The organism is Mannheimia sp. ZY171111 (genome assembly GCF_017750945.1).
GTDB lineage: Bacteria > Pseudomonadota > Gammaproteobacteria > Enterobacterales > Pasteurellaceae > Mannheimia > Mannheimia pernigra.
The window spans coordinates 1,379,325-1,399,369 of sequence record NZ_CP046532.1; the positions used below are offsets into that span (position 1 = coordinate 1,379,325).

General features: G+C 39.4%; 20 protein-coding genes. 9 read left to right on the plus strand and 11 right to left on the minus strand.

The window, feature by feature from the left end; all coding sequences use genetic code 11:
- Window positions 1–5 precede the first annotated feature (5 nt).
- The 7 genes from mutM to ispB form a co-directional block, all read right to left on the minus strand.
- Window positions 6–830: a bifunctional DNA-formamidopyrimidine glycosylase/DNA-(apurinic or apyrimidinic site) lyase gene (gene mutM, locus GM698_RS06625; protein WP_209289143.1), complete on the minus strand. Its 825-nt coding sequence runs from the start codon at window positions 828–830 to the stop codon at window positions 6–8.
- A gap of 130 nt (window positions 831–960) precedes the next feature.
- Window positions 961–2,253, minus strand: coding sequence for a branched-chain amino acid transport system II carrier protein (brnQ, locus tag GM698_RS06630; RefSeq protein WP_176807422.1), 1,293 nt, complete (start codon window positions 2,251–2,253; stop codon window positions 961–963).
- A gap of 156 nt (window positions 2,254–2,409) precedes the next feature.
- Window positions 2,410–3,132 (minus strand): 3-oxoacyl-ACP reductase FabG, encoded by a 723-nt coding sequence (gene fabG, locus GM698_RS06635; protein WP_159628587.1) that lies wholly within the window; start codon window positions 3,130–3,132, stop codon window positions 2,410–2,412.
- A gap of 24 nt (window positions 3,133–3,156) precedes the next feature.
- Entirely contained in the window at window positions 3,157–3,633 is a 477-nt protein-coding gene (locus GM698_RS06640) for a hypothetical protein (protein WP_209289144.1), read from the minus strand.
- 11 nt (window positions 3,634–3,644) lie between these two features.
- Window positions 3,645–4,586 (minus strand): ACP S-malonyltransferase, encoded by a 942-nt coding sequence (gene fabD / locus GM698_RS06645; RefSeq protein ID WP_209289145.1) that lies wholly within the window; start codon window positions 4,584–4,586, stop codon window positions 3,645–3,647.
- A gap of 190 nt (window positions 4,587–4,776) precedes the next feature.
- Window positions 4,777–5,511 carry an epoxyqueuosine reductase QueH gene (locus GM698_RS06650; RefSeq protein WP_176809291.1) on the minus strand — a complete coding sequence of 245 codons (735 nt, stop codon included), beginning with the start codon at window positions 5,509–5,511 and terminating at the stop codon, window positions 4,777–4,779.
- Between the two features lie 105 nt (window positions 5,512–5,616).
- A complete protein-coding gene (gene ispB, locus GM698_RS06655) occupies window positions 5,617–6,612 on the minus strand; it encodes an octaprenyl diphosphate synthase (RefSeq protein ID WP_176807417.1) in 996 nt (331 codons plus the stop codon).
- 324 nt (window positions 6,613–6,936) lie between these two features.
- On the opposite strand from ispB, the gene rplU reads away from it, so the two are divergent.
- The 3 genes from rplU (at window position 6,937) to GM698_RS06670 (ending at window position 8,542) form a co-directional block, all read left to right on the plus strand.
- Entirely contained in the window at window positions 6,937–7,248 is a 312-nt protein-coding gene (rplU, locus tag GM698_RS06660; RefSeq protein WP_025218095.1) for a 50S ribosomal protein L21, read from the plus strand.
- Between the two features lie 20 nt (window positions 7,249–7,268).
- Complete coding sequence (rpmA, locus tag GM698_RS06665; RefSeq protein ID WP_159628582.1) at window positions 7,269–7,526, plus strand: 50S ribosomal protein L27; 258 nt, start codon at window positions 7,269–7,271, stop codon at window positions 7,524–7,526.
- Window positions 7,527–7,618: 92 nt separating this feature from the next.
- Window positions 7,619–8,542, plus strand: coding sequence for a DMT family transporter (locus GM698_RS06670; RefSeq protein ID WP_209289146.1), 924 nt, complete (start codon window positions 7,619–7,621; stop codon window positions 8,540–8,542).
- 43 nt (window positions 8,543–8,585) lie between these two features.
- Here the strand turns inward: GM698_RS06670 and GM698_RS06675 are convergent, their stop codons facing one another.
- Complete coding sequence (locus GM698_RS06675) at window positions 8,586–9,398, minus strand: Cof-type HAD-IIB family hydrolase (RefSeq protein ID WP_176807415.1); 813 nt, start codon at window positions 9,396–9,398, stop codon at window positions 8,586–8,588.
- Window positions 9,399–9,514: 116 nt separating this feature from the next.
- On the opposite strand from GM698_RS06675, the gene GM698_RS06680 reads away from it, so the two are divergent.
- Entirely contained in the window at window positions 9,515–10,192 is a 678-nt protein-coding gene (locus tag GM698_RS06680; RefSeq protein WP_176807414.1) for a phosphoribosyltransferase family protein, read from the plus strand.
- Window positions 10,193–10,277: 85 nt separating this feature from the next.
- Here GM698_RS06680 and GM698_RS06685 read toward each other — a convergent pair whose 3' ends face one another.
- Window positions 10,278–11,612: an anaerobic C4-dicarboxylate transporter gene (locus GM698_RS06685; RefSeq protein ID WP_176808963.1), complete on the minus strand. Its 1,335-nt coding sequence runs from the start codon at window positions 11,610–11,612 to the stop codon at window positions 10,278–10,280.
- Window positions 11,613–11,780: 168 nt separating this feature from the next.
- On the opposite strand from GM698_RS06685, the gene GM698_RS06690 reads away from it, so the two are divergent.
- On the plus strand, window positions 11,781–12,620 hold the full coding sequence (locus GM698_RS06690) for a PhzF family phenazine biosynthesis protein (protein WP_209289147.1): 840 nt from the start codon (window positions 11,781–11,783) through the stop codon (window positions 12,618–12,620).
- A 75-nt stretch (window positions 12,621–12,695) separates the two neighbouring features.
- Entirely contained in the window at window positions 12,696–13,700 is a 1,005-nt protein-coding gene (locus tag GM698_RS06695; RefSeq protein ID WP_209289148.1) for an ornithine carbamoyltransferase, read from the plus strand.
- A gap of 43 nt (window positions 13,701–13,743) precedes the next feature.
- On the opposite strand, the gene GM698_RS06700 is transcribed toward GM698_RS06695, so the two are convergent.
- Together GM698_RS06700 and corA are read right to left on the minus strand one after the other, a co-directional pair.
- Window positions 13,744–15,546, minus strand: coding sequence for a DUF4153 domain-containing protein (locus tag GM698_RS06700; protein WP_209289149.1), 1,803 nt, complete (start codon window positions 15,544–15,546; stop codon window positions 13,744–13,746).
- Window positions 15,547–15,612: 66 nt separating this feature from the next.
- On the minus strand, window positions 15,613–16,566 hold the full coding sequence (gene corA / locus GM698_RS06705) for a magnesium/cobalt transporter CorA (RefSeq protein ID WP_176807410.1): 954 nt from the start codon (window positions 16,564–16,566) through the stop codon (window positions 15,613–15,615).
- Between the two features lie 408 nt (window positions 16,567–16,974).
- Here corA and ubiE point away from each other — a divergent pair, with 408 nt between their 5' ends.
- The 3 genes from ubiE to ubiB are packed head-to-tail and all read left to right on the plus strand — an operon-like array spanning window position 16,975 to window position 20,028.
- On the plus strand, window positions 16,975–17,751 hold the full coding sequence (ubiE, locus tag GM698_RS06710; protein WP_176807409.1) for a bifunctional demethylmenaquinone methyltransferase/2-methoxy-6-polyprenyl-1,4-benzoquinol methylase UbiE: 777 nt from the start codon (window positions 16,975–16,977) through the stop codon (window positions 17,749–17,751).
- 10 nt (window positions 17,752–17,761) lie between these two features.
- Window positions 17,762–18,391, plus strand: coding sequence for an SCP2 domain-containing protein (locus GM698_RS06715; RefSeq protein ID WP_176807408.1), 630 nt, complete (start codon window positions 17,762–17,764; stop codon window positions 18,389–18,391).
- Entirely contained in the window at window positions 18,391–20,028 is a 1,638-nt protein-coding gene (ubiB, locus tag GM698_RS06720) for a ubiquinone biosynthesis regulatory protein kinase UbiB (RefSeq protein ID WP_209289150.1), read from the plus strand. Before GM698_RS06715 ends, ubiB begins: the two co-directional genes overlap by 1 nt.
- Window positions 20,029–20,045: the final 17 nt, after the last annotated feature.

Below are 20,045 nucleotides of genomic sequence, written 5' to 3' on the forward strand. Positions count from 1 at the left end.
ATAGTTTATTTCGGCAATTTTTGACATTTAGGGCAGAAATAAGTATTGCGTTGCCCAATTACTTTGGTTTGAATTGGCTTTCCGCAATGGTTACACGCTTCATTTTTTCTTCCGTACACTTGTAGCACTTGGGCAAAATAGCCTGGTTTGCCGTCAGGTTTAATAAAGTCTTTCAAGGTAGTGCCACCTTGAATAATGGCTTTAGTTAGCACGTCTTTAATTGTGCTGACTAAACGTTCGCATTGCTTTTTAGTGAGATTCTGTGCTGCAAGTTCAGGGTGGATTCCCGCTATAAATAGACTTTCGCACGCATAAATATTTCCTACACCCACGACTACCTCATTGGTCATAATAAAGGTTTTACAAGCGGTTGTTTTTTTGCGGCTTTTTGCAAATAGATAATCAGGGGTAAAATCATCAGAAAGGGGTTCAGGCCCGAGTTTACGCAGTAGTTGGTGATCTTCTGCTTTTGCAATCCAAAGCCAACAGCCGAATTTACGAGGGTCGTTATAGCGTAAAATGGTGCCATTTTGCGTAACAAGATCGACGTGGTCATGCTTACTAATTTCTTTTTGTTGATGTGCTTGCAAAATCCCAAGTGAACCAGACATGCCTAAATGTATCAAAATATCGCCTTTTTGTGTGCGGATAATCAGATATTTTGCTCGTCTTTCTATTGCATCAATTTTCGCATTTTCCATTTGTGATAATTCGGGGCTAATTAACCAACGCAGTTTGGGCTGGCGGACAATAATCTTCTTTATAATTTGCCCTTTTAAATAAGGCTCAATACCTCGCACGCTGGTTTCAACTTCGGGTAGTTCAGGCATTCTCTCCTCCAAGGATAGTGAAAAGTGAGCGTTATTATAATATAAAAGGGCAGGAATTGATCCCGCACCAAGAAAATGCTATTTTTGCAGTTTGTAAAAAATAAGTGAAAAATGACCGCTTGTTATTTATCTATGAGGATTTCTTACCCAGTAAATATCCTATTACGGTGCCTGCAATTGCAAAGGGAATCCATTCCATTGAGATGGATTTTAACGGTAGAGCGTTCATCGCATTTACACCCGCAACAGATAAAATAGAGACTGCCGTAACCAATGCTAATGGTAAGCGTTGAGCCAGTAATGGTAGTTGAAAGAAGATGTTGATAAACATCAAGAAAATGACTGTCATCGCAATTGGATATAATATTAAGAGAACAGGCACAGATTTTGAGATAACAAAATCTAACCCTTGATTTGCAATGCTAAAACTAATTAGCGTGAAAATAAACACATATACTTTGTATGAAATTTTCGGGAATATTTCATTGAAATATTCGCTTGTGGTGACGATCAAACCAATAGAGGTGGTTAAACACGCCAATGTTACAATCACACCAAGGAGCGTGCGACCAAACTCGCCGAAAGTTTCAGTTGCTACATGGTTGAGAATAAATGTGCCAATGTGCTGGCCTGTGGCGTTTAGCTCGGTAAGGGTTTCTATACTGATCGGGTAGTGGTTTCCAATCCAGGCCAGAGAAATATAAATGGCTGCCAATGCAATTGCGGCGATCATTCCTGCCATTGAGGTTTGCTTGATTAAGTCTTTATTACCAAGACCCTTCGCTTTAATTGCACTAATGACAATGACCGAGAAGGTAATAGAAGCCAGTGCGTCCATTGTTAAATAGCCTTCAACAATACCAGTAAAGAAAGGAGAGGTAGGATCTGTTTGAGTCGTGAGTGCAGGCAATTCATTTTCGCCTAATAAGATAATCGCTTTAACGACTAATCCTAGAATTGCAAGCAATAATACAGGTGTTAATATTGCGCCGATTCTATCTACCACGGTTGATGGATTTAAGCTAAACCATACTGCAACTAAGTAGTAAGCTAGGGTGAATACGAGTAATGAGAATGTTCCACTCTCGCCAATAAAAGGCACAACTGACATTTGGTAAGCGGTTGCTCCTGTACGAGGAATGGCAAAAAAGGGACCAATAGTTAAATAAATTGCCATTAAAAATAGCAGCGAGAAATAAGGGTGAACATTTTTGCTCAAGGCTTCTTTATAACCACCTGGATAGTAACCACTCACTGCAATACCAAGCAGTGGTAAACCTACGCCTGTGAGTACAAAGCCAATAATTGACGGTAGAAAATCTAGGCCACTGTCTAAACCTAGTTTTGGCGGAAAAATTAAGTTGCCCGCCCCAAAGAAAATCGCAAAGAGCATAAAGCCCACGATAAAAGTATTTTTATTCATAATAAGTTCTACTAAAGAAAAGCATTAAAAAATGAGTGGGCATTGTGCCATATTTGCTAATTTCTTGCAAAAAAAGACCGCTTGAATGCTGCTAAGGGAAATACGTTTAAAAGAAAAGCCAGCAAGCTGCTGACTTTTCGTAAAATTAGGAGCAAATTAGCTCATATGTAATCCGCCATTTACGTGAATGGTTTCGCCGTTGATATAACGAGCATCATCTGAAGCTAAAAATGCGACTGCTTTTGCAATATCTTGTGGAGAGCCAAGTTCGCCTGCTGGGATTTGGCTTAAAATGGCATTGCGTTGATCTTCGTTTAGCTCATCGGTCATATCCGTTGCGATAAAGCCTGGAGCAACCACATTTACCGTAATGCCACGACTTGCCACTTCTTTTGCAAGTGATTTAGAAAAACCGACTAAACCTGCTTTTGCTGCACAATAATTTGTTTGACCTGGATTTCCCATTGAACCGACTACCGAACCAATGTTGATAATACGTCCGCCTTTTTTCATCATTGGGCGTAACACCGCTTTTGATAAGCGGTAAACGGATGTAAGGTTAGTTTGAATGATGTCGAACCAATCATCATCTTTCATACGCATTAATAAGCCATCACGTGTGATTCCTGCGTTATTGACTAAGACATCCACATCACCAAAGGTTTCTTTGACTTGTTTTAATACACAATCAATCGATTCGGCATCTGCCACGTTTAGCACTAAACCCTTACCGCTTTCGCCTAAGTAAGCAGAAATGGATTCCGCTCCTTTTTCAGAGGTTGCCGTACCGACTACGGTGTAACCTTTTGCTACTAATTCTTCGGCAATTGCTTTGCCGATACCACGAGTTGCACCTGTAACTAATGCGATTTTGCTCATATATTCTCCTATAAAAGACGATGATTAACGCGTTAAAATATAAAAAATAAAAAGAATAATAAAGTAGTTTATGACGGTGGTTGAACTACCAAATAAGGCATATTTAACCGCCGAGCCTTGCGGTGGATAAATCCAACGTGGGCGGGCGAATACCCATATTGTTGAGACGACTAATAGCCCCAAACTGCTTAATAAATAAATTTGCAATAATGCTATCGCACCTTTTGGGTCGCCTTGGCTTAACAGCACGCCATAAATTGCCCACGCTTGAATAGCGCCAGAGGTGAGAGAGGCACCGCCAATAAAAGCCTGACGAATTTTAGGATGGATAGCGAGAAAATAAACTAAAAATGAGCAACCAGATGCAACTGAGAGCATACCAAATTGTTTAAATACGGAGGTATTTTCAAGCGTATCAAGATCGCTAAACATATAGCTAGCAGGCACAAACACTAATGCAAGCAATATGCTAGCTAGCATAAATAAAGTTTCTTTGCTCATTTTATGTGCTACTAAAATGAGGATTGAACTGCCTCAAGGCTGGCAACATCGTTTACCGCCTGTGATGAAAGTGTTTTCACAATACGGCTTGTTAAGCCAGTTAAAACTTTGTTCGGACCGATTTCATAAAGCGTGGTGATACCCTCTTGAGCCATTTTCTCTACATTTTCTGTCCAGCGTACAGGGCTGTAAAGCTGACGAACAAGGGCGTTGCGGATAGCATCAAGATCAGTTTCAACTGCCACATCTACGTTATTAATGACAGATACAAGCGGTTGATTTAGCTTAATATTTTGCAATGCAGTGGCTAATTTTTCTGCCGCTGGTTTCATTAATGCACAGTGTGAAGGCACGCTTACTGCTAATGGTAACGCACGTTTTGCTCCTGCAGCTTTGCATAATTCGCCTGCTTTTTCTGCAGCGGCTTTTGTACCAGCAATAACTACTTGACCTGGCGAGTTAAAATTTACCGCTGAAACGATTTCGCCTGTCTCATTTGCTGCTTGTTCACACGCGTTGATAATAGCTTGGTTATCTAAACCAATAATTGCATACATTGCACCGCTACCAGCAGGCACCGCTTCTTGCATTGCATTACCACGCAGCTCCACTAATTTGATGGCATCTTGAAAGTTTAACACACCGGCACAAACTAGAGCCGAGTACTCACCTAAGCTATGGCCTGCCATTACGGTAGGTTTTAACTCAGGGTATTTTTCTTGCCATACACGGAAAATAGCAACCGATGCGGCTAATAAGGCAGGCTGAGTACGTTGAGTTTGCCCTAACTCTTCAGCTGTACCATTTTGCACTAAATCCCATAAATCATAGCCAAGCACTTCGCTTGCTTCTGCGAATGTTTTTTCAACAATAGGGAATTGAGTAGCAAGATCACCAAGCATTCCAACCGCTTGTGAACCTTGACCAGGGAAAACCATAGCAAATTTTGACATTGTTTTTATTCCTTTTTACTTTTTAAGTTGAAATTTATATTGAGGGTTGTGATTTCTAGAAATCGCAAGTCGCTCTGACGAGACAAGCGGTGCGTTATTGGCGATTTTTTGCAAAATTTTATTCAAAATTGACCGCTTGTAACCACAGCCCAGAGGCTTAACCGAGAACGGCTTTGTCGAGCTCGGTATGTTAATCTGGCGAATAATAGAGTTTGCCGATTTCAATTCTTTGCCGCCCTGTTTCTAACCGCCATTTGTTACTATCACGCAGGGAATAGACGCAGCCACAATACTCTTGTTGGTAGAAACGCTCTCGTTTGCTGATTTCGATCATTCGTTGCGAGCCACCGCCTTTACGCCAGTTGTAGTCCCAATAAACCACATCATCAAATTTGGCGGCAGCACGGTGTCCGCAGTCGTTGATTTGGTGCATATCTTTCCAACGAGAAATACCTAAACAGCTAGTAAATACAGGAAAACCGTTGTGATGAGCGTATTCCGCCGCTTTCTCAAATCGCATATCAAAACACATTGTACAACGAACGCCACGCTCAGGCTCCCATTCCATACCTTTGGCTTTTTTGAACCACTCTTTGCGATCGTTTTCGTAGTCATCGTCTAAATCAATAAACGGAATCCCCCATTTTTCGGCAAAGCGGATATTTTCTTCTTTACGAATGAGGTACTCTTTGAGTGGGTGAATGTTGGGGTTGTAGAAGTAAATGGTAAATTCAATGCCAGAGGCGTGAATAGCTTCCATTACCTCGCCCGAACAGGGTGCACAGCAAGAGTGTAATAACAGCTTGTTGTGACCGTTCGGCAGTGCTAATTTCTCACGCACAAAAGGAGCATTTGCGTCTTTTTTTTGATTTTGAGCTCTGCGTCTAGCACGCACGCTTTCAATATGTTCAATTGGTTGGGTCATATATTGTTATTTATGAAATTATTATTCCCTTTTGAACCGCCAGAGCGATTTTAAATTTGTGGGAAATTTGGGTTATTTATATTTGCAAGCAAAGAAAGTAACAGGTTAATACGATCTATCCACCGACAAATATGCCAATGAAATCAATGCCTGTTTATATTCACTCTCTGGTAATACGGCTAAGGCATCTACTGCTTTTTGTGCTTCTTCACGGGCTTTTTGCATCACATAATCAAGTGAGCGATGTTCTGCCATAATTGCTAATATGTCAGGAATTTGTTCTAATTCTCCCCCGTTTTCAATCGCGTGGCGGATAAGTTCTGCCTGTGCTGCCTTGCCTGCTTTTTCTGCGGAATACATTGCGTGTAATAGTGGAAGCGTTGGTTTGCCTTCTACAAAATCATCACCTATATTTTTACCTAAATTTTCTGTTTGGGCAGAGTAATCTAAAATATCATCAATTAACTGGAAGGCTGTGCCTAAATAGCAGCCGTAGTCTTTTAAGCCATTTTCGATTTCTTCACTTGAGTCAGCTGCAATTGCCACACATTGTGTTGCTGCTTCAAATAAACGTGCGGTTTTGTTGTAAATTACACGCATATAGTTCGCTTCAGTGGTGTTTGGATCGTTTACGTTCATTAATTGTTGAACTTCCCCCTCCGCCAAAGCGTTAGTTGCAGAAGACATCACTTTTAGCACGCGAAGAGAATCCAAATCCGTCATCATCTGAAAAGAACGAGTGTAGATATAATCACCAACTAAAACACTTGCAGCATTACCAAATTCCGCATTTGCAGTGGGTCTGCCACGACGCATATCAGATTCATCTACCACATCATCGTGCAATAAGGTTGCTGTATGCACAAACTCAATAAAGGCTGCCGCAGTAATATGCTTTTTACCTTTATAACCCAACGCTCGTGCTGAAAGCACTGCAATTAAAGGGCGAATGCGTTTACCACCACCTGCGATGATATAATGCCCGAGCTGGTTAATCAGTAAAACTTCCGAATTAAGGTGAGCCAAAATTTCTGCATTTACCGCTTGCATATCCTCATTCGCAAGGGCTTGAATTTGTTCGAGAGTTAATTGCGTGGTCATTTGCTTCCATCTACACCTAAGAGGTAAAATTTGCCCCATATTCTACCCTAAATCAGCCTAGCTTCAAAAAATAATTTCAGAAAGCATTTATACCCATAATTTTCTTTTATGATATGCTGTGGTTGTTGAGTATAGAAAAGGTTCATTTTTCTGCTTAATGGGAACTTGCCTTTATTAGCTAAAATCGAAGACTATAAATTTTTCTATATTTTTATAAAAATCCTGCTTGCTCTTTCTAGAGTTTTTTCGTAGAATTGCAACCCTATTTTTATGAATTAATTAAGTGCCTAAACGCAAAAGCAGTTGGCACATAGCGGAGTAAATATGTACGCAGTTTTCCAAAGTGGCGGCAAACAACACCGTGTTAGCGAAGGTCAAGTAGTTCGTTTAGAAAAACTTGAAATTGCAACTGGTGAAAAAGTTGAATTTGACTCAGTGTTAATGGTCGTTAACGGTGAAGATGTTAAAATTGGTGCACCAGTAGTTGCTGGTGCAAAAGTAGTGGCTGAAGTTGTAGCACAAGGTCGTGGCGAGAAAGTTAAAATCGTTAAATTCCGTCGTCGTAAACACAGCCGTAAACAACAAGGTCATCGTCAGTGGTTCACAGAAGTGAAAATCACTGGGATTCAAGCATAATTTCAGAGGAGATCTAGAAGATGGCAACTAAAAAAGCTGGTGGTTCAACTCGTAACGGTCGTGATTCTGAAGCTAAACGCCTTGGTGTTAAACGTTTCGGTGGTGAATCTGTATTAGCAGGTAGCATTATTGTTCGTCAACGTGGTACTAAATTCCATGCAGGTTCAAATGTAGGTATGGGTAAAGACCACACTTTATTTGCAACCGCTGACGGTAAAGTTAAGTTTGAAGTGAAAGGTGATAAAAGCCGTAAATATGTAAGCATCATTGCTGACTAATCATTTCAAAGCTAAAATTGCAAAAGAAAACCTCGCAACTTGCGAGGTTTTTTGTATGCTAAAATTACAATTTCTCAATACAAGGAAGAAAAATGCAGCAAAAAAGACCATTTTTAGGATTTTCGTTTGCTTTAATTACTGCAATTGCTTGGGGAACATCGCCTATTGCTACACAGCAAGTCATCAAAGCAATGGACGCTCAAACTCTAGTTTGGTTTAGGTTTTTAGCCGCAGCATTGGGATTATTCTGCATTTTAGCATTTGCAAAAAAATTACCAAATTTAGCCACTTGTAGTAAAAAAGAGCTGGGTTTGTTTGTTGTGGCTATATTAGGCTTATCGGCAAACTTCTTTTTGTTTGCTCAAGCATTAAATTATATTTCTCCTACAACGAATCAGGTGCTATGGCTGTTAGCTCCTTTTACAATGATTTTGCTAGGCGTGCTGGTTTTTAAGGAGCAATTTGGTGTTTTTCAAAAGCTAGGTTCTAGCTTATTAATGATTGGCTTAATTGCTTTTTTCAACGATAAATTCAGTGAGATTTTGCAGCTTAACGACTATTCATTAGGTATTTTATTTGGTATCGCTGCGAGTTTAGTTTGGGTTATTTATGCCTTTGCTCAAAAGTTATTGCTAGCTAAATTTACTCCACAGCAAGCGTTAATGGTTATTTACTGTGGTTGTGCAATGACGATGTTGCCTTTTGCTTCTCCTGCCCAAATTGGTCATATTGAAGGCGTTTTCCTATGGATATGTTTTATTTTTTGTTGTGTAAATACCGTAATTGGCTATGGAGCTTACAGCGAGGCTCTTAATCATTGGGACGCCTCAAAAGTGAGCGTAGTCACCACGATGCTGCCGATTTTTACTATGATTTTTTCATTGCTTGGACATTATTTCTTCCCTGAAATGTTTGCAGAGCCTGATATGAATTGGATAGGTTATATCGGTGCTGTTGTGGTAGTTGTTGGTGCAATTTTAGCAATTTCGGGCGATAGGTTATTCAGGCGGAGATAATACAAGCGGTTGTAAATGAAGGAAAATTTACAACCGCTTGTATTTAAATCACGTTAAGCGTTTCTAATGCGTATAAAATACCGTCTTCTTCAATGGGTTTGGTGACGAAATCTGCCACAGCCTTGAGCTCTGGCTCGCCATTGCCCATTGCTACACCAAGGCCGACAGTGGGTAGCATTTCCATATCATTAAATCCATCGCCAAACGCCATTGAGCTTTCAATATCAATATTCAGTTTTGCCAATACATCTTGAATACCGCGTGCTTTAGAATTTTCTTTTCTGAGAATATCCACCGCATTTGGGTGCCAACGAGCTTCTTTTAAATCATTTGCAAAAATCCCACTATTTTCGACCGCTTGTGTTTGCGCTTTGGTGTAAAACAATAGCATTTGGACAATGTGTTCTTTTTCGTGGTAGTGCGGATCGATTAAATAATTGGGCGTGATAGGCAAAACGGCTTCGTGCACGATGGGGTTGGTTTCAGAAACCGCAATCGTCATCGGTGTTACAAAGGCATAAGCGATGCCTAATTCATTCGATTTGCGAATAATTCGCTCAATTTGCTCACGGCTAAGAGAATAATCGCTGATGAGTTGATCTTTATAGAAATTATATTGCCCGTTGATAGTAACAAATAATTCAAAACCAGTTTCAGGATCTAAATAAGGCTTTAGGGCTTCGGGAAAACAGCCGTGGTTTCTGCCTGTGGCGATAGCAGGAATAATGCCTTTTGCTTTTAGGCGAGGCAGAACTTGTTCGCTAATTGATACTGGAATGTAGGCTTTGTGTTTTACATACAAGGTTTCGTCAATATCGAAAAAAACAATTTTGATTGGTTTTTGTGGTCTATTCATCTGTTTTTCCTTTGTATTTTTAATAGTAAGATTTTACTCTTTTTTCGAGTAATGTCACAAAAATAGTGCGAAAAATTAGCACTAAGTTTGATAATCTGACAAGAAAAGGAGAAAAGATGAATTTATTTGGCTTTCGTTGCTTTCATTGCGATAGCGTTTTATCAATTGACGCTCACGGCTTTTGTAGTGGTTGCCAACAATTAGTTAAAAGTCAGCCGTATTGTTACCACTGTGGAATGAGTGCGTTAGAGTATCGTCATTATTGTGGATTCTGTTTAAAAAATGAACCGAAATGGCATAAGTTAGTTAGAGTAGGTGAGTATAAATCACCACTTTCTCATTGGGTGCATAGATTTAAATTGCAGCAACAATATTGGCTCGATCAAGCTCTTGCTCGGCAATTGTTACTCGCTATTAAGCAAGCTCAGAGAGAGCAAGCGTTGATATTGCCTGAAGTGATTATGCCTGTGCCATTATTTTGGCAAAGATATTGGAAAAGAGGCTTTAACCAAAGTGAATTGTTAGGGCGTTGGTTGGCGAAATGGTTGGCTATTCCGTTAGATAATAGTAGTTTAATAAGAAATCGGCAGACTATTTCACAACGAGATCTCACTGCAAATGAACGCCGTAAAAATTTAAAAAGAGCTTTTAATTATAAACCGATAAAAAAGTATAAACGAGTTGCTATTATTGATGATGTGCTGACAACAGGCTCAACCTTAAATGCTATTTGTGCAGAATTATTGAAAAGTGGCATTGAAGAAATTCAGGTGTGGGTTTTAGCCAGAGCATAGCTTTTTGGCTTAAGATATAAGGGCGAATAATGATTCGCCCTTATATGTAATTCAAGAATAAGTAATAATAAGCCGTATGCCTATTTTAGATTAATATATTCGCTATAGTAATGCCTACGACACAGGCAGTAATTACCCCCACTAAACCTGGAGCCATAAAGCTATGGTTAAAGTAGTATTTACCGATTTTGGTTGTGCCTGTTACGTCAAAGTTTACTGTTGCGATGTCTGATGGATAGTTTGGAATAAAGAAATAAGCATAAGTCGCGGGCATTAAACCAACTAATAATGGTGCTGGTAAGCCCATCGCAATACCGACTGGTAATAACATTTTCGCGGTTACCGCTTGGCTGTTTACCACGACAGATACCGCAAACATAGCGAAAGCAAATGTCCAAGGCTGGGCTTGAACCATTTCCATTACACTTGCTTTGAATGAGGGCATTGCGTAAGTGAAGTAGGTATCACTCATCCACGCAATACCAAAAATGGCGATTGCCGCAACCATACCAGATTTAAATACAATACCGTTTGGTACTTTTTTGGGATCAGTTTTGGTTAAAATTAAGATTAAACCGCCGAAAGTAAGCATCACGATTTGGATAATTTGATCCATACCAGCAACTTTACCTGTTGCTGCAACTGTTGGTTTGATAGATGGAAGCATCGCAATCACCACAATAGTCGCAATTGCGGTTAGAAATAAGTACACCGAATTTTTTGCACTAGCAGGTAATTGCTCATCTAACGAGGTTGCACTGGTTTCTTCAATTTGTTTACGCAAGGCAGAGTCTTGCATACGGCGTTGGTATTCAGGATCATCTTCAAGCTCTTTACCACGACGTAAGCTATATAAAGACATTGCAATCACACCGCAGAAAGTGGCTGTAATGGTTACACTCACTACATTTAAGAGCGTAACACCTTCAAACCCAGGTAATTTTGTAATTTCGGTTAAATAGTAAGCAACTGCTGCAGAGAGTGGGCTGCCTGTAATCCCTAATTGAGAAGCAACAGATGCCGCCGCCATTGGGCGTTCTGGGCGGATTTTATTTTTTAAAGCAATATCACCGATAATCGGCATAATAGAGTAAACAGAGTGGCCTGTACCTAACATCAAGGTCATAATATAGGTAACAAGTGGGCCTAAGAACGTGATGCGTTTAGGATTATTGCGTAAAATGCGTTCTGCAATCTGCAACATAAATTTTAAACCGCCAGCCGCTTCAAGAATAGAAGCGCAGGTGACCACAGCTAAAATAACTAACATAACACTAATTGGTGGAGCAGAAAGTGGCATACCTAAGAAGAAAACTTCAACGAATAAGCCAATACCTGATACAACCCCTAAACCGATACCACCATAACGGCTACCTGCATATAAAAATGCTAATAAAAGTAAAAATTCTACATAAAGCATACGAACCTCAATAAAAATAAAATAATCACTGGAAGCAAGTTTACTCCCTACCATTTGTTAAAACTTTGAAATAAATCAAAAACAACTAACTCTAAAGGGTAATAACGAATAGAGTTGGTTGTTTTACAATCAAAATGATAGAATTTGATTATTTATAGAGGAAAAGAAATGAGAAGTTATGATTATCAGCTAGTGAATGTGTTTGCGGAAACTCATTTTGGTGGCAATCCGCTTGCGGTGTTTTATGAAGCTGATGGCTTGAGCCAGAGCGAAATGCAGCTTATTGCCCGTCAATTTAATCTTTCCGAAGTGGTTTTTATTCAATCCTCAGTTCATTTACAAGCGGTCAAAAAACTGAAAATTTTTACGCCTGATGACGAAATGCCGTTTGCTGGTCATCCCACGGTGGGGGCGGAGTTTGTGCTGGCTTCACGCTTGAATTTGCCAGCTGATTATCTGCTTGAAACCAACGCTGGTTTGGTGGAAATTCAGCATAAAAATGATGTGGTTACCTTTGCCTTAAAAAATGGCGTTGAGTCAGAAAATGCACCACTAAGCTGTGCTGAATGTGCTGATATTTTAGGACTTGATATTAGTGATATTGCCTCCGAACCTTGCTACGTAAACACTGGCGTAGAACAGTTACTGATTGAGCTAACTTCTCAACAAGCGGTCGAAAATTGCAAAATAAATGCAAATTTATTTATACATAATAAGGTAATCAAAGATAGTCTCTATGTCTGGCACAGAATAGGATGTGAAGCAAAAGTTCGCTTGTTTTTTGCTACTCAAGGTGCGGTGGTAGAAGATCCTGGCACGGGCTCTGCAGCAGCAAATTTAGGTGGTTGGCATATTGCAAAAGGTTTAACGCCAATCAATCTGACAATTACACAAGGTGATGAAATTCACCGCCCAAATCGTTTATCGTTAAAAGTGGATAGTCAAAACACTATTTTTGTGGGCGGCAACGTGATTGAAGTTGGTAAGGGCGAATTTTATTTGCCTTAACCATTTGCTTTATTTTGCGTTTTTATGCAATAATTTTGCATAAAAATTATTTTAATGTTTACAGGGAGAAACAAAATGGCATTTAATCTAAAAAACAGACATTTATTAAGTTTAGTTAATCATACCGAGCGTGAGATTCGTTTTTTATTAGATTTAGCTCGTGATTTAAAACGTGCCAAATATGCAGGCACAGAGCAACAAAAGTTAAAAGGCAAAAATATCGCCTTAATTTTTGAGAAAACCTCAACCCGTACGCGTTGTGCTTTTGAAGTGGCAGCTTACGATCAGGGAGCACATATCACTTATATTGATCCAACCTCATCGCAAATTGGGCATAAAGAGTCAATGAAAGATACGGCTCGTGTGCTAGGCAGAATGTATGATGCGATTCAATACCGAGGTTTTAAACAATCTGTTGTACAAGAGCTTGCTGATTATGCAGGCGTACCTGTATTTAATGGTTTAACTGATGAATTTCATCCAACGCAGATGTTGGCTGATGTTTTAACGATGATCGAAAACTGTGAAAAACCGCTTAGTCAAATCAGCTATGTGTATATTGGCGACGCTCGCAACAATATGGGGAACTCGTTGCTATTAATTGGGGCGAAGTTGGGAATGGACGTACGAATCTGTGCTCCGAAGGCCTTATTGCCTGAAGATTCGTTTGTGGAAATGTGCCAGAAATTCGCAGCGGAATCGGGGGCGAGAATTACCGTGACTGAAGATATTGAGAAAGCGGTTAAAGGCGTAGATTTTGTGCATACCGATGTGTGGGTTTCAATGGGTGAGCCGTTAGACAGCTGGGGCGAGCGTATTGATTTATTAATGCCTTACAGAGTAACACCTGAATTAATGAAATTGACCGGCAATCCTAAAGTAAAATTTATGCACTGCTTGCCGGCATTTCATAACTGTGAAACCAAAGTTGGTAAAGAGATCGCTGAAAAATATCCTGCATTAGCAAATGGCATTGAAGTAACCGAAGAGGTGTTTGAATCACCCGCGAATGTCGCATTTGAACAAGCAGAAAACCGAATGCACACGATTAAAGCGGTGATGGTGGCAAGTTTGGCTTAGTTGAAATTAAAAGCGGATTATTAAAAAATAATCCGCTTTTTCGTTATTTAAACATCAAATATTTCATACTGAAATTATCTACCATATAGCCAATATTATCTTCAAACTGAAGTCGAATATCACTCAGTGATAACACCGCACTACCTAAATCAATGTTAAGTAGATCGGATTTTATGTTTTCCAATACTTCATATTGATGAGTTTGCGTAATGTCTAACTTGTGTTTAGCGAAAATTTTTCGCACTTCATCGTCTATATTAAATTGAATTTCTGGTTCAATGCCTTTAAAGGCGATGATAAACTCCGTCGGGGCTTTTATTTCATCGCAGGCTTGGGCGGTTTTGGTATAATTATCCGCATTAAATTCATTAGTGGTAAAATCATAACCTTGATAGATTAACGTTTGGCACTGATTTCTATCTTCTTCGGTTCTTCGAGTATAGATATGGATTGCGCGATAAAACCTTCTCTCAAGAACAATAAACTCTTTCACATTTTCCATATCGGTTTTGGTTAAGCGAATAGGGCTGAGATCAGAGGTTTCAAAGATGCGTGGATTCTCATTATAATCTCTCTCGCTAATCAGTTCATAAGATGACTCAATACCATATTTTTCTTTAAATTGTTCAGAGCGAAATTCCCTTGCAACATAGCTCACCATTGAATCAAAACGTTCAATTTCAGCATGGTTATCGCCTAGTAATTGTTTATGCTTAAATACGGCTTCTTTATCGATTTTATTATTCTTATCTAGCAAGTTATGTTCGTTCAAATAGCGATCTAAACGCTGGGTTTGGTCTTTAATCGCCATTTGTTGTGGGTCTAAAACAAATACTGAAATCAAAATGACTGCAATCGAAACTGCAGAGAATAAGCGGTATTGAGCGAAACGTTGTACTAGCAATAATCCATAACAGATGGATAAAGTAATAGCTCCAATCGCTAAATAAATACGGGCTTCAGTTAAGCCATAATTGCTTAGGCGAATGTAAATGGCATACCACACTAAAGCGAGTGGCAATAAGGCTAAATAAACATAGTAACGATAGAACCACTGCCATTTTGCATTTTGTAGCAATAATTGCACCGCTTGTATTGCCAAACCAATAATTAAATAGGGGAATGCAACGTTTGCCACCACTCCATTTGGCATTTCGCCTCGGATAATAATATAAACCACATAAGCATAAATAATGGCAGTATAGATAATCAATGCCGGTGATAAAATCCAATTCAGTAGCATTTCGCCTATGCGGTTTAAATAGGTAGAATCATCGGCAGAATCTTGGTTCTCAAGTGTTAGAAAGAGAACAGGGAAAGCCCAAATGATAGCAAATACCCAAAACCGTTGGAACAGAGAATCGTGGTAACTATTAAGATTAAATAGCTCGGTAATGGCAAAAGTAATCGAACTTAATGCTGCAAAAATAATCGTTGCTAATACAAAAGCAAAGCCAATATTTACGAGTTTATTGACCATTTCACTGACAAAATGCGTGTTATTTTTATGCCAATGCTGGCTGATTAAACATAAGAAAATACAAAGTGCGATCGCCCAATAACGTGAATCTTCAAGAAGTTCGATTTTGATTTCATTAAAAAAGAGTGCAGTTGCAATCGGCAGCAGCACTAAAAGCCAATAAGCCTTAGTATTGCGAGCTAAATAAAGCACGATAAAGCAAATTGGAGCAAGGGCGAGTAAATTTTCAAATTTCTTAAATAGGCTATAGTCCCCTATGTTAGGGAGCAATATTGCGGTCACATAGGTAACGAATAAAATTTCTATTGGGTGTTTGATGATCGCGTTTTTCATCATCACGCCAAAAAGATGTAATTTGCTGAACATAAATATTTCCTCATCTATTTTTCATGAATAAGAAAGCCTGTAGTGTATCAAACTACAGGTTGTATTTTATAACCACCCTTTACGTTTAAAGTAAAGATAAGGTGCTGAGGCGGCGATAATCATCAAACCAATTGCCATAGGATAGCCATATTTAAACTGTAATTCGGGCATAAATTCAAAGTTCATCCCGTAAGTAGAGGCAACTAGCGTGGCAGGTAGGAACATCACAGACACCACTGAGAAGAATTTCATAATACGGTTCTGCTCAATATTGATATAACCCATTGCTGCTTGCATTAAAAAATTCACTTTCTGAAACAGAGATTCATTATGCGGTTGGAGTGATTCAATATCTCGCATAATATCGCGTGCTTGTTCAAGCTGATTATTTGGTAAACGAGTTTTACGCAGGAGGAAACTTAACGCACGCTGCGTATCCATCAAACACAAGCGTACTTTTGAGCTTGCATCTTCAAATTCGGTTAAGCGAGAAAGTGCATCATTAAAGTTATCTTTTTCTTGTTTAGCATCTAACACCACGCGGCTTAATTTTTCTAAATCGGAATAGACTTCTTCAATGACATCTGCTAGCTGCTCAATTTTAGTTTCAAATAAATCAAGTAATAATTCATACGCATTGCTATCAATCAATTTTTCACGGCGTGAACGCATTCTATATAAACGAAATGCAGGCAAATCTCGATCACGAAAAGTGAATAAACGCCCATCTCGAATAGTAAATGCAACGGTTGCGATATCAGCATAACCATCATCATCTAAGCAATAAAAGAAGGAGTGTAGATGCAAGCCGTCTTCATCTTCGAAAAAACGAGCAGATGCTTCTAAGTCTTCTAATTCACGTTCTTCAGCAAGGGTTTGGTCTAAGCGACTTTCTAATACGCCACGTTCTGCCTCGGTTGGATCAACCAAGTCAATCCAAATGGCATCATTTAATAATATGGGGTTCGTTTCATCAACGCTGATTAAACGAGCGTTATCCAATCCAAAAGCACGGATCATATTAAGCTCCGAATGGTTAGGAGGCTAGAACAAAAAGGAGCAAAGATACTAGGAAAGCATTACCGATCTTGTCGGTAACTTGAGGTTAGACAAGATAGATTAAAGTGTTAAGTATCGACTATGACTGTCCAAGATGTGTAATCCTCAATAAAAAATAGTGTGCGAATGTTACAGAATTTGAGGTTTTTAGTCAAGAAAGCGGTGGCTTACTTAGGAAAATCGGTCAAGAATGTCTGCGAGGCGGTGTGATGGGCGTATTTGTTGAATTTCTGCAAAATGTACAAGCGGTTATTTTTTTGATGAAATTGACCATTTCAAAATTGAGACAACATTTTTGCAAAATATTAAGGAAAATCGACCGCTTTTTTGCTATGGTTATACCTAAATTTTAATGAAAGAGAATTGGCTATGAATGACGTTAAGCAATCCGAACAAATTGAACAATTAGAAACCACTCATTTCGGCTTTAAAACCGTTGCGAAAGAACAAAAGCAGCAGCTTGTGGCGAATGTGTTTCATTCGGTAGCCGGCAAATATGATTTAATGAATGACTTACTCTCTTTTGGCATTCACCGTGTATGGAAGCGTTTTACCATTGATTGTAGTGGCGTTCGTAAAGGGCAAAAAGTGCTGGATTTGGCAGGCGGTACGGGCGATTTTACTGCAAAATTTTCCCGAATGGTTGGCGAAACAGGCGACGTAATTTTAGCGGACATCAATAGCTCAATGCTTGAAGTTGGGCGAGAAAAATTACGCAACTTAGGTGTGGTTGGTAATGTGGGTTATGTACAAGCTAATGCGGAATGCTTGCCATTTGCTGATAATACTTTCGATTGCATTGTAATTAGTTTTGGTTTACGTAATGTGACTGATAAAGATAAAGCATTACGTTCAATGTTCCGAGTACTAAAACCGGGCGGTCGTTTACTTGTGTTGGAATTTTCAAAACCGATTATCGACCCAATTAGCCAGCTTTATAATTTCTATTCGTTCAATATTTTGCCGAAAATAGGTGAGCTTGTGGTAAACGATGCCGAAAGTTACCGCTACTTAGCGGAATCAATCCGAATGCACCCAAAACAAGATGAGCTCAAGGCAATGATGGAACAAGCGGGCTTTGAAAGCGTGAATTACTACAATTTAAGTGCAGGCATTGTGGCATTGCACCGAGGCTATAAATTTTAACGGTTTCATTATGTTAACTAATCTCAAACAACATTTGATGCTCCCTCAATTTACATTCGGTTTAATTGAAACCGCCTTTAATGCCTTGCTCAAACGCTCACCGCATATTGAACCGAATTTACGAAAACTGAACGGAAAAGTGCTTAAAATTGCACTAACTTCGCCCAAAATAGACTTTTTTCTACTGTTTAGTGAGAAGAGGATAGATTGGCTAGGCAATTATGAGGGAGAGCCTGATTGTTCCGTACAACTGGCGTTTGAAACGCTCCCAAAACTGGCAGATAAGCAAAAACTTACCGAACTGATTAATAATAAATCACTTATTTTACACGGCGATATTCAAGTTTTACAACATTTCACCGCGTTACTCGAACAGCTAGAAAAAGACCCAGCGGAGCTACTCTCCCCTTTTATTGGCGATGTGTTAGCACAAGCCTCAACTGATTTTGCGAAAAAAGTGGCGGGCAAAATAAAATCTCAGTTCGAGCTAAATAACCAACATTTAGTTGAGAATTTAATGCAAGAACGCCCTGTGTTGGTACACCGCTTACAAGCGGTTCATTTCTACGATCAAGTAGCAGAACTCGCCCAACAAGCGGTTAAATTAGAGCAAAAATTTGCAAAATTAGGAATTCATTAATGCAATTTAGAAATACTCGACGCTTTTATTACATTATCCGCACTTTCCTTCGCTATGGCATTGATGAGGCGATGCCGAATATTCCGTTTACTCGCAAAATGAGGCTAGGGCATAAGGTGTTGTTTTGGGTTAAAAATCAACATAATGAAAAACCTTATGGCGTGCGTTTGCGTTTGGCTTTGCAAGAGCTTGGGCCTGTTTGGATTAAGTTGGGGCAGATGCTTGCCACTCGTCGTGATCTTTTTGCGCCAGAGTTGGCTGACCAACTTGCCTTGCTACAAGACAATGTAGAGCCTTTTGATGGCAACGTTGCGCGTAAAATTATTGAGCAGGCTTTGGGGGCACCTTTAGAAACGTGGTTTGATGATTTTAATGAAACTGCTTTGGCTTCTGCTTCTATCGCTCAAGTTCATACGGCAAAATTTAACCAAAATCAACCGCTTGCAGGTAAAGATGTGGTGCTGAAAGTGATTCGTCCAGGTATTGAGCCTGTTATTAAAGCCGATTTGGCGTTAATGTATAAAATCGCCCAGCTTATTCCGAAATTATCGAATGATGGCAAGCGTTTACGTGCGGTAGAGGTGGTTCGAGAGTACGAAAAAACCATTTTAGACGAGCTTGATTTACGCAAAGAAATGCACAATGCCATTCGATTGAGAGCAAATTTTGAAAACAGTGAAATGCTCTATGTGCCAGAAATGTATCAAGATTTTTGCCATAAAAATGTGATTGTGATGGAGCGAATTTACGGTATTCCTGTTTCCAATATTGCTGAACTGAAAGCCAACGGTACAGATATGAAATTACTGGCAGAGCGTGGTGTGCAGGTCTTTTTTACCCAAGTGTTTCGAGACAGTTTTTTTCACGCTGATATGCACGCAGGCAATATTTTTGTGAACCCAAATCACCCCGAAAATCCACAATATATTGGCATTGACTGCGGTATTGTTGGCACGCTCAACCATAATGATAAACGTTATTTAGCCGAAAATTTTGTGGCTTTTTTCAATCGCGATTACCGCCGTGTAGCATTAATGCACGTTGAATCAGGCTGGACACCGCCAGATACCGATATTGATAAATTCGAGCAAGCCTTCCGTGAAGTGTGCGAGCCAATTTTTGCCAAACCATTGTCAGAAATTTCATTTGGGCAGGTGTTGTTGAATCTGTTTAATGTAGCGAGAGATTTTAATATGGAAGTGCAGCCACAGCTGGTGCTGTTGCAAAAAACGCTTCTCTATATCGAAGGATTGGGCAGACAGGTTTATCCACAGCTTGATTTATGGCAAACTGCGAAGCCATTTTTACAAAATTGGCTAGATGAACAAGTTGGCGTAAAAGCAATGATTCGGGATATAAAACAGCGTTTGCCGCAATATCGTGAGTATTTTGCTGAATTTCCTGAGGCCTTATTTAAAGCTTTGCAGCAACAAAAGCAGATTAACTTCCGTTTAGCTGAAATCAATGAAAGTTTGAAATCTCAGCATTTAAATACTAATCGTCGTTTTATTGTGCTTTCGCTCTCAACAATTGTGATCTTTGGCACATTTTGGAAATTTGAATCTTTGCCAATGTGGCTAAGTGTGCCATTATTAACGCTGTTTCCACTGTTATTAATTTTGATACAGCGTAAATAAGCGGTCATATTTTCATA